Origin of the sequence: Thermobispora bispora DSM 43833 (assembly GCF_000092645.1) — a bacterium.
Lineage (GTDB): Bacteria > Actinomycetota > Actinomycetes > Streptosporangiales > Streptosporangiaceae > Thermobispora > Thermobispora bispora.
Map to the genome: position 1 here is coordinate 1,943,646 of NC_014165.1, position 15,069 is coordinate 1,958,714.

General features: G+C 74.4%; 11 protein-coding genes. 6 read left to right on the top strand and 5 right to left on the bottom strand.

Annotated features, from left to right (window positions below):
* Positions 1-101: 101 nt before the first annotated feature.
* The gene (hutU, locus tag TBIS_RS08355) at positions 102-1,784 is read left to right on the top strand and encodes a urocanate hydratase (RefSeq protein WP_013131925.1); all 1,683 of its coding nucleotides are present in this window, start codon (positions 102-104) and stop codon (positions 1,782-1,784) included.
* Positions 1,785-2,049: 265 nt separating this feature from the next.
* Here the strand turns inward: hutU and TBIS_RS08360 are convergent, their stop codons facing one another.
* Positions 2,050-4,365 carry a Tex family protein gene (locus tag TBIS_RS08360; RefSeq protein ID WP_041431367.1) on the bottom strand — a complete coding sequence of 772 codons (2,316 nt, stop codon included), beginning with the start codon at positions 4,363-4,365 and terminating at the stop codon, positions 2,050-2,052.
* Between the two features lie 149 nt (positions 4,366-4,514).
* Between TBIS_RS08360 and TBIS_RS08365 the strand changes: the two genes are divergently transcribed.
* The 3 genes from TBIS_RS08365 (at position 4,515) to TBIS_RS08375 (ending at position 6,139) form a co-directional block, all read left to right on the top strand.
* Positions 4,515-4,928 (top strand): PH domain-containing protein, encoded by a 414-nt coding sequence (locus tag TBIS_RS08365; RefSeq protein ID WP_206206283.1) that lies wholly within the window; start codon positions 4,515-4,517, stop codon positions 4,926-4,928.
* A gap of 51 nt (positions 4,929-4,979) precedes the next feature.
* Entirely contained in the window at positions 4,980-5,402 is a 423-nt protein-coding gene (locus tag TBIS_RS18130; protein WP_013131928.1) for a DUF3592 domain-containing protein, read from the top strand.
* 155 nt (positions 5,403-5,557) lie between these two features.
* Entirely contained in the window at positions 5,558-6,139 is a 582-nt protein-coding gene (locus tag TBIS_RS08375) for a TetR family transcriptional regulator (protein ID WP_148231485.1), read from the top strand.
* A 68-nt stretch (positions 6,140-6,207) separates the two neighbouring features.
* On the opposite strand, the gene rodA is transcribed toward TBIS_RS08375, so the two are convergent.
* The 4 genes from rodA to mreB form a co-directional block, all read right to left on the bottom strand.
* Positions 6,208-7,353, bottom strand: a complete 1,146-nt coding sequence (gene rodA / locus TBIS_RS08380) for a rod shape-determining protein RodA (protein ID WP_013131930.1) — start codon at positions 7,351-7,353, stop codon at positions 6,208-6,210.
* A complete protein-coding gene (mrdA, locus tag TBIS_RS08385; protein ID WP_013131931.1) occupies positions 7,350-9,362 on the bottom strand; it encodes a penicillin-binding protein 2 in 2,013 nt (670 codons plus the stop codon). The genes rodA and mrdA overlap by 4 nt, the downstream gene beginning before the upstream one ends.
* Before the next feature lie 138 nt (positions 9,363-9,500).
* Positions 9,501-10,322, bottom strand: a complete 822-nt coding sequence (gene mreC / locus TBIS_RS08390) for a rod shape-determining protein MreC (protein ID WP_013131932.1) — start codon at positions 10,320-10,322, stop codon at positions 9,501-9,503.
* An 86-nt stretch (positions 10,323-10,408) separates the two neighbouring features.
* Positions 10,409-11,443 (bottom strand): rod shape-determining protein, encoded by a 1,035-nt coding sequence (mreB, locus tag TBIS_RS08395; RefSeq protein ID WP_013131933.1) that lies wholly within the window; start codon positions 11,441-11,443, stop codon positions 10,409-10,411.
* Positions 11,444-11,763: 320 nt separating this feature from the next.
* Between mreB and TBIS_RS08400 the strand changes: the two genes are divergently transcribed.
* Positions 11,764-13,980: an anthranilate synthase component I gene (locus tag TBIS_RS08400; protein ID WP_013131934.1), complete on the top strand. Its 2,217-nt coding sequence runs from the start codon at positions 11,764-11,766 to the stop codon at positions 13,978-13,980.
* A gap of 151 nt (positions 13,981-14,131) precedes the next feature.
* Positions 14,132-14,914: an FAD-dependent thymidylate synthase gene (gene thyX, locus TBIS_RS08405; RefSeq protein ID WP_013131935.1), complete on the top strand. Its 783-nt coding sequence runs from the start codon at positions 14,132-14,134 to the stop codon at positions 14,912-14,914.
* Positions 14,915-15,069: the final 155 nt, after the last annotated feature.

The following is a 15,069-nucleotide window of genomic DNA, read 5'->3' on the forward strand; positions in this document are numbered from 1 at the left end:
CGCCCGCCGGCGCTCCCGGGCGGGTCCGGCCCGCACGCGGGCACAACCCTCTGGTGGAGGACCCGCGGGCGAGAGGGGCGCGGAGAGGAGGCCGGGCGACGGTGGACGGACGCAGGACGATCCGGGCGCCGAGAGGCCGCCGGCTGACCGCGCGCGGGTGGCCGCAGGAGGCCGCGCTGCGCATGCTCATGAACAACCTCGACCCCGAGGTGGCCGAGCACCCGGAGGAGCTGATCGTCTACGGCGGCACCGGCAAGGCCGCCCGGGACTGGCGCTCGTTCGACGCCATCGTCCGCGCCCTCACCACGCTCGCCGACGACGAGACCCTGCTCGTCCAGTCCGGGCGGCCGGTCGGCGTGCTCACCACCCACGAGTGGGCGCCCCGGGTGCTGATCGCCAACGCCAACCTCGTGGGGGAGTGGGCGACCTGGCCCGAGTTCCGGCGGCTGGAACGGCTCGGCCTCACCATGTACGGGCAGATGACCGCCGGGTCGTGGATCTACATCGGCACCCAGGGCATCCTCCAGGGCACGTACGAGACCTTCGCCGCGGTCGCGGCCGAACGGTTCGGCGGCACCCTGGCCGGCACGGTCACCCTCACCGGCGGGCTCGGCGGCATGGGCGGCGCCCAGCCGCTCGCGGTCACCCTGAACGGCGGCGTCGCGATCTGCGTGGACTGCGACCCCCGGAGCATCGAGCGCCGGATCAGGCACGGGTACCTCGACCTCCGGGCGGAGAGCCTCGACGAGGCGCTCCGGCTCGCCGAGCAGGCCCGCCGCGCCCGCCGCCCGCTCTCGATCGGGGTCGAGGCGAACGCGGCCCGGGCCGTCCCCGAGGCGCTCGCCAAGGGCGCGGAGGTCGACATCGTCACCGACCAGACCAGCGCGCACGACCCGCTGACCTACCTGCCGCTGGGCGTCGCCTTCGCGGACATGGCGGCCAAGGCGCGCGAGGACCCGGAGGGGTTCACCCGCCGGGCGCGGGAGTCGATGGCCCGGCACGTCGAGGGCATGCTCGGCTTCCTGGACGCGGGGGCGGTGGTCTTCGACTACGGCAACTCGATCCGCGGCGAGGCGCGGCTCGGCGGGTGCGCCCGCGCCTTCGACATCCCCGGGTTCGTGCCCGCCTACATCCGCCCCCTGTTCTGCGAGGGCAAGGGCCCGTTCCGGTGGGTCGCCCTCTCCGGTGACCCGGCGGACATCGCCCGGACCGACCGGGCGATCCTCGAGCTCTTCCCGGACAACGAGCCGCTCGCCCGGTGGATCCGGGCGGCGGGGGAGCGGGTCCGCTTCCAGGGTCTGCCAGCGCGCATCTGCTGGCTCGGGTACGGCGAGCGCGACCGGGCCGGGGAGCGGTTCAACGACATGGTCGCCTCGGGCGAGCTCTCCGCGCCCATCGTGATCGGCCGGGACCACCTCGACTGCGGTTCCGTGGCCTCGCCGTACCGGGAGACCGAGGGGATGGCCGACGGCTCGGACGCGATCGCCGACTGGCCGCTCCTCAACGCCATGGTCAACGTCGCCTCGGGCGCCTCCTGGGTCGCCGTCCACCACGGCGGGGGCGTCGGGATCGGCCGCTCGCTCCACGCCGGGCAGGTGGTCGTGGCGGACGGCACGGCGCTCGCCGGCGAGAAGGTGCGCCGGGTGCTCACCAACGACCCGGCGACCGGTGTGATCCGGCACGCCGACGCCGGCTACGAGCGCGCGGCCCGGGTCGCCCGGGAGCGGGGCGTGCGGATCCCCATGGACCCCGGCGCCGGTGGACCGCGGCCCGGCGCGTCCTGAGCACGGCGCGTCCCCGCCCGGCCGGCCGGCGTGCGCGCCGTACGGGCCGGCCCGGGGCACTCCGGCGGCACCCGCCGACGGGCCCGGAGCACGCCGGGATCCGCCCGCACGGGCCCGCAGCACCCGCGATCCGCCTGCACGGGCCCGGGGCACCAGGATCCACCCACCGGGGACACCCGGCCGGACCTCGGCCCGGGGAGCCCGGGCGCCTCGCCCGCCGGGAACCGAATGCCCCGAGGGCCGGGACTCCGGCGCGGGCGGGCGGCTAGCGGGCGTCCGGGCCGATCAGCCCGGCGCGGCGCAGCGCCTCGGCCATGGCGCCCCCGGCCGGGGCCGGGCGGCCCCCGGTGCGCCGTCCGCCGCGCTCACCCCGGCCCGGCCCGCGCCCGTCGCCGCAGCCCGCGCCGCCGCGCTCTCCGGGGCGGCGCGCGGCCTCGTCGTCGAGCCGCAGGGTGAGCGAGATCCGCTTGCGCGCCAGGTCGACGTCGAGCACCTTGACCCGCACGATGTCGCCGGGTTTGACCACCTCGCGCGGGTCCTTGACGAACCGGTCCGCCATCGCCGACACGTGGACCAGGCCGTCCTGGTGGACGCCGATGTCGACGAACGCGCCGAACGCGGCGACGTTGGTGACCACGCCCTCGAGCACCATCCCCGGCTTGAGGTCCTCGATCGTCTCCACGCCCTCCTTGAAGGCGGCCGTGGTGAACGTGGGCCGCGGGTCGCGCCCCGGCTTCTCCAGCTCCTTGAGGATGTCGGTCACCGTCGGCAGGCCGAACCGGTCGTCCACGAACCGGGCCGGGTCGAGCGAGCGGAGCACCCCGGTGTTGCCGATCAGCGAGCGGATGCCCATCCCGGTGGCCTCGAGGATCCGCCGGACCACCGGGTACGCCTCCGGGTGCACGCTGGAGGAGTCGAGCGGGTCGTCCCCGTCCCGGATGCGGAGGAAGCCGGCGCACTGCTCGAACGCCTTCGGCCCGAGCCGGGGAACCGACTTGAGCTGCTCCCGGGACCGGAACGGGCCGTTGGCGTCGCGGTAGGCGACGATGTTCTCCGCCAGGGCGGGGGTGATGCCGGAGACCCGGGCGAGCAGCGGCACGGAGGCGGTGTTCACGTCGACCCCGACCGCGTTCACGCAGTCCTCGACCACCGCGTCGAGCGAGCGGGAGAGCTTCACCTCGGAGACGTCGTGCTGGTACTGGCCGACGCCGATCGACTTCGGGTCGATCTTCACCAGCTCGGCGAGCGGGTCCTGGAGGCGGCGCGCGATCGAGACCGCGCCGCGCAGCGACACGTCGAGGTCGGGCAGCTCCCGGGAGGCGTACTCGGACGCGGAGTAGACCGACGCCCCGGCCTCGGAGACCATCACCTTGGTCAGGTGCGGCATCCGCCGGACCAGCTCGGCGGCGAGCCGGTCGGTCTCCCGGGAGGCGGTGCCGTTGCCGACCGCGATCAGCTCGACCGAGTGCTCGGTGGCGAGCCGGGCGAGCACCTGCAGCGACTCCTCCCACCGCCGCTGCGGTTCGTGCGGGTAGATGGTCGTGGTCGCGACCACCTTGCCGGTCCCGTCGACCACGGCGACCTTCACCCCGGTCCGCAGGCCCGGGTCGAGCCCCATGGTGGGCCGCGCCCCGGCGGGGGCGGCGAGCAGCAGGTCCCGCAGGTTCGCGGCGAAGATCCGGACCGCCTCGTCCTCGGCGGCCTGCCACAGGCGGCCGCGCAGGTCGATGCCGAGCCGGACGAGGATCCGGGTGCGCCACGCCCAGCGGACCGTGTCGGCGAGCCACCGGTCGGCCGGGCGGCCCCGGTCCTCGATGCCGAACCGCTGCGCGATGATCCGCTCGTAGTCGTTCGGCTCCTCGGCCTGGGGGTCGAAGGTGAGGCTGAGGACCTCCTCCTTCTCCCCGCGGTACATCGCGAGGATCCGGTGCGAGGGCAGGGTGGTGAACGGCTCGGCGTAGTCGAAGTAGTCCGCGTACTTGGCCCCGGACTCCTCCTTGCCCTCCCGGACGCGGGAGACGAGCCGGCCGCGCCGCCACATCCGCTCGCGCAGCTCGCCGATGAGGTCGGCGTCCTCGGAGAACCGCTCGATGAGGATGGCCCGGGCGCCCTCCAGGGCGGCCGCGGTGTCCGGCACGCCCTCGCCGAGGTACGCCTGCGCCGTGGCCTCGGGGTCGAGCGTGGGGTCGGCGAGCAGCGCGTCCGCGAGCGGCTCCAGCCCGGCCTCGCGGGCGATCTGCGCCTTGGTCCGCCGCTTTGGCTTGAACGGCAGGTAGAGGTCCTCGAGCCGGGCCTTCGTGTCGGCCGCCATGATCTGCGCCTCCAGGGCCTCGTCGAGCTTGCCCTGGGCCCGGATCGACTCGAGGATCGCCGCGCGCCGCTCCTCCAGCTCGCGCAGGTAGCGCAGCCGCTCCTCGAGGGTGCGCAGCTGCGCGTCGGTCATCATGCCCGTGGCTTCCTTGCGGTAGCGGGCGATGAACGGCACCGTGGCGCCGCCGTCGAGCAGCTCGATGGCCGCCGCCACCTGGTTTTCCCGTACGCCGAGCTCCTCGGCGATCCGCTGCTGAATGGTGGTCGTCACGATCGTTGACCCGCTTTCTTCCGGGAGGCGGCTCACCATTCTGCCGGATTCGCGGGCGGGGACGGGCCGGGAAGATCACACCGGTCCGGCCGCGCCGTGATCGGCCGGTCGCGCCCCGGCGCGGGCGGGCCGTTGTTACGCTGCCGCGGGTGACCGGTGGCGAGGGGATGGAGTGCGCATGGCGGGTGCCCTGGCAGATCATCGCGGTCAAGGCGGCCGGCGCCGTGCTCTGCGCGGTGCTGGCGGTGGCCGGTGACCCCGGGCAGCTCTTCCTCGCCGGGGTCGCCGCGCTCGGCTTCGCCGGGCTGGCCCTCCGCGACCTGCTCGTCCCGGTACGGCTCGCCGCCGGCCCGGACGGGCTGGTGATCGCCGGGCTCACCGGGCGGCGGCGGATCCCGTGGGACCGGGTGCGGGGGATCCGGGCCGAGGCGTACCGCCGGTACGGGATCACCACCGAGCTGCTGGAGATCGACACCGGGGACGACGTGCACCTCTTCAGCCGGTGGGACCTCGGCGCCCGGGTGCCCGACGTGGCCGGCGCGCTCGCGCGGCTGCGGCCCTGACCGCAAGCGGGCTGCAAGCGGGCGTCAAAGCCCCTGTCCTACGTTCCAGGCGTGCCTGACATCCTCCTGAGCATCGTCTGCGGCGGCGCCGGCCTGTTCCTCGCGGTGGCGGGGTGCCGGGAGCTGCTGAGCCTGCGGAGCTTCCGGCGGCGGGCGCTGCGCGCACCGGGCCTGGTGGTCGGGCTGCGCCGGGACGGGGTTCCCGACGAGGGCGCCGCGTGCTATCCGATCATCCGGTTCACCACGCTCGACGGCCGGCAGGTCGAGGCGCGGGCCAGGATCGGCGGCAACCCGCCGCTGTGCCGGCCCGGGCGCCAGGTCACGGTCCTGTACGACCCGGCCCGGCCGGCCGACATCAGCCTGAGCGGGCCGGTGGGCAGCGGGGCCGTGTTCTTCGGGATCCTGCTCTGCGTCGGGCTCGGGCTGCTCTTCCTGGCGGCCGGCACCGCGATCGACGCCCTCGGGGCGCTGTGACGCCGCCGCGAGGCCGCCGGGCCGCCCGCCGGGCGCGGTGCGCGCACCGCGCGCCCCGTGCACGGCCCGGCAGGACATCGCCGGTGCCTCCCCGGCCGCGCGGTGGGCGCGGCCGGGGAGGCGGCGCGCCGCGCGACGGTCATATGCTGTCGCCCATGGCAGCGGAGCGTGGCCGGAGCCGGGAGCGGCGTGAGGAACTGCTCGACGCGGCCGACCGGGTGATCCGGCGGGAGGGGCCCGAGGCGTCGATGGCCGCGATCGCCGCCGAGGCGGGGATCACCAAGCCGATCCTGTACCGGCACTTCGGCGACAAGAGCGGCCTGTACCAGGCCCTGGCCGAACGGCATGCCCGTATCGTGATCGACCGGTTGCGGCCGGAGTTCGCCCGGGCGATGGCCGACCCGCGGTCCCGGGCCCGGGCCGCGATCGGCGCCTACCTGGACACCATCTCCGCCCACCCGAACCTCTACCGGTTCCTCTTCCACCGGGCGAGCGCGGAGGACGGCAAGACCCGCAGCCAGATGGCGGCGATCGTGCGGAGCGTGGGCGAGGAGCTCGCGTCCCTGCTCCTGCAGGAGGGGGTGGTCGGCGACCCGGTGCGGGCCAGCGTGTTCGGGCACGCGTTCGTCGGCATGGTCCAGGCGATCGGCGACTGGTGGCTCGACAACCCCGGGCTCGACCGCGACACGGTGGTCGACAGCCTCGCCGACGTGATCGCCGCGGCCCTGAAGGCCTGACCGGGCGTCACCGCGGACCGGCCGTGCGTGGCGCGCCGCGGTGACCCGCACGGCGCGGCCACCGCGCGTCACAGGTGGTGCAGGTCCTTGCGCTGGATCGACATGAGCACGCCCACCGCGGCCAGGCAGGCCACCGCGGACGACCCGCCGTACGAGACGAACGGCAGCGGCACCCCGGCGATCGGGGCGAGCCGGACGACCATGCCGACGTTGACGAACGTCTGCGCGGCGAACCAGCAGACGATCCCGGCGGCGGCGAGGGTCCCGAACGGCAGGGCGGCCCGGGACGCGGTGCGCAGCGCGCGCCAGATCACGAACCAGAGCAGGACCAGGATGAGCGCCGCGCCGGCGAACCCGAGCTCCTCGCCGGCGACGGTGAAGATGAAGTCGGTGTGCTGCTCGGGGACGAACCGGCCGCCGGTCTGGTCGCCGCGGAACAGGCCGGTGCCGAGCAGCCCGCCCGAGCCGACCGTGTTCAGGGCCTGGGTGGCGTTGTACCCGGCGCCCTGCGGGTCGGCCGCGGGGTCGGCGAACGCGAGCAGCCGCTGCACCTGGTGCGGGCGGAGGAGCCCGAGCCACCAGGCGAGCGCCGCGGCGGCCGCGCCGGAGAGCACCAGGACGGCGATCCACCGCCACCGCACCCCGGCGATCACGAGCATGCCGAGCACGATCGCGGTGAGGATCATGGCGGTGCCGAGGTCGGGCTGGAGCATCACCAGGCCGAACGGCACCGCGGTGACGCCGAGCGCGAGCAGCAGGTGCACCCCGCCCGGCCGGTGCTCCCCGTCGGGCTGGTCGCCGAGCAGGGTGGCGAGGGCGAGCACGAGCGTGAGCTTGGCGAACTCGGACGGCTGCGCCTGCACCGGGCCGATGCCGAGCCACGACTGCGCGCCGTTGACGGTCTGGCCGAGCGGGGTGAGCACCAGGAGCAGGCTCACGCAGGTCAGCGCGTACGCGGGCAGGCTCCAGACCCGCAGCGTCGACAGGTCGACCAGGGCGACCACGAGCATGATCACCAGGCCGGCGAGCACGTTGACGATCTGCCGCTTCAGGTACTGCTGCGGGTCCTCCCCGGCGGCGATGAGCCGCGGCCGGGTCGCCGCCCACACCAGGACCACGCTGATCAGGGAGAGCGCGGTGACCGCGGCGGCGAGGCCCCAGTCGAGCCGGGGCAGCGGGAGGCGGCGGGCGCGGGCGGACGGTGACGTGATCACTTGGCCCCTCCGGTGAGGTCGGGCAGGCGGTCGGTGAGCCGGCCGCCGGGGAGCGCGGCGCGCTTGCCCTCGAGGCCGTAGATGCCGGACCAGATCTCCCGGGCCGCGGGCGCGGCCGCGTCGGCGCCGGCGCCGCCCTGGGTGACCACGACCACCACCACGAACCTCGGCTTGTCGGCCGGGGCGAACGAGGCGAACCAGGAGGTGTCATTCACCCCGTATGCCTCGGCGGTCCCGGTCTTCCCGGCGACCGGCAGCTCGTCGAGGGGGAACCCGGCGAACGCCCCGGCGGCGGTGCCGGAGCGGGGCACCTCGGCGAGCGCGTCCCGGATGTAGGCGAGGGTCTTGCCGGAGACGGGGAGCCGGCCGACCACCGGCGGGGTGATGGTCCGCAGCACCCGGCCGTCGGCGCCGACCACGGCCTTGCCGATCCGCGGGCTGAACAGCTTGCCGCCGTTGGCGAGCGCGGCGTACGCCCGGGCGAGCTGCAGCGGCGTGACGAGCACGTCCCCCTGGCCGATGGAGAAGTTGGCCGCGTCGCCCGGGGTCCACAGGTAGCCGGTGGCGCAGTGCTCGGCGGCCACCGCCTTGAGGTAGGCGGCCCGCTGCGGATCGGTCTTCGCCAGGGACGGGTAGCCGGTCTTGGCGGCCTTGCAGGTCTCCTCCTTGGTCTGCTCCCAGTAGGCGCGCTTCCACTCCCGGCCCGGCACCCGGCCGGCGGCCTCCCCGGGCAGGTCGATCCCGGTCTTGGCGCCGAACCCGAAGGCGCGGGCCATGCGCTGCATGGGCTCGGCCGGCCGCTTGGCCCGCTCGTCCTTCACCCACATGTCGTAGGCGAACCGGTAGAAGATCGTGTCGCAGGAGACGACGAGGGCGCGGCGCAGGTCCATGAAGCCGTAACCGATCCCGCCGAAGTTGCGGAACGACCGATCGCCGACCCGGTAGGAGCCGGAGCAGTCGTACCGGCCGTACAGGTCGTAGCCGGCGTCCACCGCCGCCGCGAGCGAGACGATCTTCCAGGTTGAGGCGGGCGGCCACTGCCCCTGGATCGCCCGGGAGACCAGCGGCTGGCCGTGCGCGGCGCTGGTGAGCCGCTTGTAGTCGGCCGGGCGGATGCCGCCGGTCCACACGGACGGGTCGTAGGAGGGGTAGGCGGCCATGGCGACCACACGGCCGGTGCGGACGTCCATGACCACCGCGGCGCCGGAGCGCGCGGACGCGGGGCGGGTCTTCCGGACGGCCCGCTCGAGCGCCTTCTCCACGACCCGCTGCACCTTGGCGTCGATGCTGGTCACCAGCGTCGCCCCGGGCTGGGGCGGCTCCTCGCGCACGACCCGCAGCACCTGGCCGGCGCTGTCCACCACGAGCTGCCGGCTGCCCTCCCGCCCGCGCAGCTCCGCGTCGTAGCTCGCCTCCAGCCCGTCGCGGCCGACGAACCGGACGCCGTACGGCCCGCCGCCCCGGGTGCTGTCGGGGCCGACGTAGCCGAGCACGTGCGCGGCGAGGCCGCCCTCGGGGTAGTCCCGGACCGGCTGGAGCTCGGCGGTGACCCCGGGGAACTCCTCGGGGCGCTCGACGATCTGCATCGCGATCCGCTCGTCGACCCCTTCGGCGACCGGGATCGGCTGGTACGGCGAGCCGGCCCAGCACGGCTTGCCCACCTTCGGCCCGCAGAGCCGCACCTTGCGGGCGATCTCCCGGTAGGGCATGCCGAGCAGGCGGGCGAGCCGGCGCAGCACGGCGCGCCCGTTGTCCGGCCGGCGGGAGAGGGTGATGTAGTCCACGGACACCGTCATCGCCGTGCGGTTGCGCACCAGCGGGCGGCCGCGCTGATCGACGATCTGCCCGCGCACGGCCGGGAGGACGACCTGGCGGGTGTGGTCCTCGACGGCCGCGCGGGCGTACCGGTCGCCGTCGATGATCTGCACCTGCCAGAGGCGGCCGAGGAGCACGAGGAACATGCAGGCGACGAGCACGTGGACGAGGAGCAGGCGCGATCGGTGCGGCATGGTCCTCCTGGGGTGCGGACGGCCGATGGCGGTCCCGCCGGGGGCGGGTGTGGGGGAGCGTCACGGGCGTGCGGGCGGTGCGGTGGGGGCGCGGACGGGCCGCGGGCCGGGGTCCCGGGCGCCGCGGAGCCCGGCGCCTCACCCGGCCCGGGCGTCGCCCGACCGGCCGGACCCGGTCACCACCCCGACCACGTCGAGGGCGCTGAACCGGACCGCGGGGCGCACCAGCGCGCTCCGGGTGAGCTGGTCCGTCGCCGGCTCCACCTCGATCACCTCGCCGATGGGGACGCCGGCCGGGTAGGGCCGCATGCCGCGGGAGCCGAGGGTCTCCACGCGCTGCCCGACCCGGAGCGGGGCGCGGGCGTCGAGCACGCGGAGGCGGAGCAGGCCGCCGCTCCGCATGCCCTCACCGGTCACGATGCCGACGTGGCGGGACCCGGCGAGCCGGGCGCCGATGCCGCTGGTGACGTCCGTGGCGAGCAGCACGGTGGCGCTGTCGGCGCCGGCCGCGATCACCCGGCCGACCAGCCCGTCGCCGCTCACCACGGCCATGTTCGGCCGCACCCCTCGCCGGGTCCCTGCGTCGATGGTCACCGTGTCGGCGCGGCCCGGGCCCTCGCCGACCGCGATCACGTGGGCGGGGACGAGGCCCGGGTACGGCGCGGCCTCGCGGAGCTCCGCGAGCCTGGCTGCCCGGTCGTGTTCGGCGCGCGCCGCCCAGAGCCGGGCGGCGAGCCGGGCGTTCTCCAGCTCGTACGCGCGGACGTCGCCCGCGTCCGAGCCGCCGAGGGCCGCCGTGCCGCCCAGGGCGGCTGAGGTTCCGCCCGCCCGGCCGGCGGGTTCGGCGCCGGCGGCGTGCCGCAGGGCGAGGCCGCCCGGGACGCCGATCACGATCAGCCCGGCGGAGGCGGCGGCCAGCAGGGCGAGGACGGGCCGCCGGGCGCGCGGCGCGCGGCGCATCTGCTCACCTCCTCCGGCTGGCTCGTGCGATCGGGGACGTGGGACGGGCGGGAGGCCCTGGGCCGCGGGAGATGGCCGGGCGGCGATCAGCGGCGCGGCTCGGGGATCAGCACGCCCTGCAGCCGGTCGAACTCCTCCAGGCAGCGGCCCGCGCCGAGGACGACCGAGTGGAGCGGGTTGTCGGCGACCTTGATCGGCATGCCGGTGACCTCGGCGAGCCGCCGGTCGAGGCCGCGCAGCAGGGCGCCGCCGCCGGTGAGCATGATCCCGTTCTCCACCAGGTCGCCGGCGAGCTCCGGCGGGCACTGGTCGAGCGCGTCCTGGATCGCGTCGATGATCGAGCGAACCGGCTCCTCGATGGCCTGCCGTACCTCATCGGCCGAGATCATCAGGGTCTTCGGCAGCCCGCTCACCAGGTCCCGGCCCCGGATCTCCATCTTCGGCTCCTCCGGATCCTGGGGGAGCGCCGACCCGATGGCGATCTTGATCTCCTCGGCGGCCCGTTCGCCGAGCAGCAGCGAGTGCTCCTTCTTGACGTACGTGATGATCGCCTGGTCGAGCTCGTTGCCGCCGATCCGGATGGAGTGGGCGGTGACGATGCCGCCGAGCGCGATGATCGCCACCTCGGTGGTGCCGCCGCCGATGTCGACCACCATGCTGCCGGTCGGCTCGCTCACCGGAAGCCCGGAGCCGATCGCGGCGGCCATCGGCTCTTCGATGATGTAGACCCGGCGCGCGCCCGCGTGGTAGCCGGCCTCCTTGACGGCGCGCTGCTCCACGCCCGTGGTGCCGCTCGGCACGGCCACGATCATCCGCGGCTGGGTGAGATAGCGCCGCCGGTGAACCTTCTGAATGAAGTAACGGAGCATTCGCTCCGCCACCTCGAGATCGGTGATGACGCCGTCGGCGAGGGGGCGGATGGCCACGATGTTCCCCGGGGTGCGGCCGATCATCTGTTTGGCCTCATTGCCCACCGCGACGATTTTCTCCGTCCTGGTGTTCAGCGCGACCACGGACGGCTCGTCGAGCACGATGCCGCGATTGCGCACGTAAACGACGGTGTTCGCGGTTCCGAGATCAACAGCGATGTCGCGGCCGAGGAAATCCATAGAAAAGCCCATGCCAGTGCAGCGTCCTAAAGCCTCCCACCGAACCCGAATTCTGTAAAATATTATAGTTACGGAAAAGCCGTGTGTGGTGTGATGTGGCCCTCCATGCCCGCGAAGAACGTACGGGTATTGAGGTATTCGTCACAGACCTCCGGTTCCACGGGGCGCGTGGTCCGGCGCCCGTCGCCGTTGCTTGATCGCCGTGCGCGTCGCTACGCTGTACGGCATGCGAGACCACGCCGCTTCGCCGATCTGGTGGTGGCGCCGCTGAACGGCGGCGCGGGTTTCGCATTGTCACGCAGCGTGGACCGGCCGCCCCGTGAGGCGGCCTTATGTATGTCCGCCCCCGGGGCATTCGACGAATCAGAGGGGCGTGGACAGTGGAGACCAGCGGATATATCACAGCCGGCAGGATCGCCGTCGAGCGCGAGGCGCGCGAGGTGCCCGAGGAGGCGCTCGAGGAGATCGTGACGGCGCTGCGGGAGCGCCGGGGCGGGGCCTTCTCCTCAGGCATGGACTACCCGGGCAGGTACAGCCGGTGGGCGTTCGGCTACGTCGATCCCTGCCTGGAGATCACGGCGCGGGGCCGGCGCGTCACGGCCCGCGCGCTCAACGACCGCGGCATGGTCGTCTTCCCGGTGATCGCCTCCTGCCTGCTCGCCGCGGGCAAGCCGGTCTCCGGGCCCGACCGGGGCTCGGTCGAGGTGGTCATCCCCGAGTCCGAGGAGCTCCTCCCGGAGGAGATGCGCAGCCGCCGGCCGACGGTGTTCAGCGCGATCCGCGAGGTGATCGCCGCGTTCAAGGGCGAGGACCCCCACCTCGGCCTGTACGGCGCGTTCGGCTACGACCTCGCCTTCCAGTTCGAGCCGATCCGGCTCCGCATCCCGCGGCCCGAGGACCAGCGCGACCTCGTCCTCCACCTGCCCGACCGGCTGGTCGTGATCGACCGGGTGCGCGAGACCAGCATGGAGTACCGCTACGAGTTCACCGTGGACGGCGTCTCCACCCGCGGCCTGCCGCGCACCGGGGAGACGATCCCGCTGGTCGCGCCCGAGCGCATCCCCCCGGGCCCGCGCAAGGGGGCCTACGCCGAGATCGTGGCCAAGGCCAAGGAGCGGTTCGCGCGGGGCGACCTGTTCGAGGTGGTGCCGAGCCAGGTCTTCTACGGCGCGTGCACCGACCCGTCCGCCTTCTACCGCGCGCTGCGCACCAGCAACCCCGCGCCGTACGAGTTCCTGCTCAACCTCGGCGACGGCGAGCACCTGGTCGGCGCGTCGCCCGAGATGTACGTGCGGGTCACCGGCGACCGGGTCGAGACCTGCCCGATCTCCGGCACCATCGCCCGCGGCGCCGACCCGGTCGAGGACGCCGAGGCGATCCGGACCCTCCTGTCCAGCGTGAAGGAGGAGTCCGAGCTCACCATGTGCACCGACGTGGACCGCAACGACAAGTCGCGGATCTGCGTGCCCGGGAGCGTGCGGGTCATCGGCCGCCGCCAGATCGAGATGTACTCCCGGCTCATCCACACGGTCGACCACATCGAGGGCCGGCTGCGCCCCGAGTTCGACGCGCTCGACGCCTTCCTCACCCACATGTGGGCGGTGACCGTCACCGGCGCGCCGAAGACCTGGGCGATGCAGTTCATCGAGGACCACGAGGACCAGCCGCGGCGCTGGTACGGCGGGGCCGTCGGCTTCCTCGGCTTCGACGGCTCGATGAACACCGGCCTGGTCCTGCGCACCGCGCAGATCCGGCACGGGGTCGCCGCGGTGCGGGCCGGGGCGACGCTGCTGTTCGACTCCGACCCCGCGGCCGAGGAGCGGGAGACCGAGCTGAAGGCGAGCGCCCTGCTCGGCGCGCTCGCCGCCGCCGAGCGGCCCGCGCAGGAGGAGCCGCCGGCGGAGCCGGCCGAGCGCCCGGGCGAGGGGCACACGGTGCTGCTCGTCGACCACGAGGACTCGTTCGTCAACACGCTCGCCGACTACTTCCGCGCCCAGGGCGCCTCGGTGGTCACCCTGCGGCACGGCTTCCCGCTGGAGAAGCTCGACGAGATCGCGCCGACCCTGGTGGTGCTGTCGCCCGGGCCCGGCTGGCCGTCCGACTTCGGCTGCTCCGCCCTGCTCGATGCCGTGTACGCCCGCGGGCTGCCGGTCTTCGGCGTCTGCCTCGGCCTCCAGGCGATGGTCGAGCACGCCGGCGGCACCCTGGAGCTCCTGCCGTACCCGGAGCACGGCAAGCGCGGCCGGATCCGGCGGGAGGGGGAGAGCGCGCTCCTCGACGGCCTGCCCGAGGAGTTCGTCGCCGCCCGCTACCACTCGCTGCACGCCAAGCGCTCCGGGGTGAAGGGGTTCACGGTGACCGCGACCACCCCGGACGGCGCGGTGATGGCGATCGAGGACGTGGCGAACCGCCGGTTCGCCGTGCAGTTCCACCCCGAGTCGATCCTCACCACCCAGGGCGGCAACGGCGCCAAGATCATCGCCAACGTGCTGCGGCTGTGCGCCGGGGCCCGGGACCGCGCCGGGCGGGCGGCCACCCCGGCCGGCTGAGCCGCACCGCCGCCCGCCGCCCCGGGCGGACGCGACGGCACGGGGAGGCCGCCGGCCCGCGGGCCGGCGGCCTCGCCCCGGGGCCGGTTCGCCCGGACGCCTCGGGTTTGGAATCCTGGGACGGTCAACGCCACACGACACGGGGAGAGCAATGCGCAGCGTCGAACCCGAGGTATTCCTCGTCGCCCGGCCGGCGGTCGACTACGACGAGCTCGCCCGCTACCTGCGGCAGATCGGCGGGGAGCGCTGGCTGGAGCGGCTGGACCGGGGCGAACTGGACGCGCAGAACCTGGCGGAGTTCGCCGGGCGGCTGTGCTACCGGTCGTTCGAGCCGGGGCTGAATCCGAACGTCGTCCGGATCCGCACCGACCAGGAGGACTACCTCCGCAACATCCTGGCGAGCGCGCACGGGAGCGTGCTGGAGCACGTGAGCTTCAGCTTCGTGCTGCACAACGTCTCCCGGGTGCTCACCCACGAGCTGGTACGGCACCGCGTCGGGGTGGCGATCTCCCAGGAGTCGCTGCGCTTCGTCCGGCTCACCGACATCCCCTTCTGGTTCCCGGAGTGGGCGCGCGAGGACGCCGAGCTGATGAAGCGGGCGACCGAGATCCTCGACCGGCTCCAGGAGTTCCAGCTGTGGATGGCCGAGCACTTCGGCCTCGACAAGGAGGGCGTGCCGTTCTCCGAGAAGAAGCACCGCACGTCGTTCATGCGGCGCTTCGCCCCCGAGGGCGTGGCCACCGGCCTGGTCTGGACGGCGAACGTGCGCACCCTCCGCCACACGATCGAGACCCGGACCGCGCCCGGCGCCGAGGAGGAGATCCGCCTGGTCTTCGGCAAGATCGGCGAGATCATGCGGAAGGAGGCGCCGGCGCTCTTCGGCGACTTCGAGGTCGAGGACGGCGCGTGGATTCCCCGCTGGCGTAAGGTCTGAGCCGGCCCGGGGCGCTCCGGCGGCCGGGCGCGTCCGGCGCGGCGGGCCGCCCTTCCGGTCACCCGGGGAGAGGCGGGGCCGCCCCTCCCCGGCGCACGTCCCCATGCCCGATCACGGAGTTCCCCGGCGGTGCCGTGGACCGATGGGCTGCAGAC

Coding starts and splice junctions, on each gene's coding strand:
- TBIS_RS08400 (WP_013131934.1), top strand. CDS start 11,764: ATGTATGTCCGCCCCCGGGGCATTCGACGAATCAGAGGGGCGTGGACA.
- TBIS_RS08375 (WP_148231485.1), top strand. CDS start 5,558: ATGGCAGCGGAGCGTGGCCGGAGCCGGGAGCGGCGTGAGGAACTGCTC.
- mreC (WP_013131932.1), bottom strand. CDS start 10,322: ATGCGCCGCGCGCCGCGCGCCCGGCGGCCCGTCCTCGCCCTGCTGGCC.
- mrdA (WP_013131931.1), bottom strand. CDS start 9,362: ATGCCGCACCGATCGCGCCTGCTCCTCGTCCACGTGCTCGTCGCCTGC.
- thyX (WP_013131935.1), top strand. CDS start 14,132: ATGCGCAGCGTCGAACCCGAGGTATTCCTCGTCGCCCGGCCGGCGGTC.
- mreB (WP_013131933.1), bottom strand. CDS start 11,443: ATGGGCTTTTCTATGGATTTCCTCGGCCGCGACATCGCTGTTGATCTC.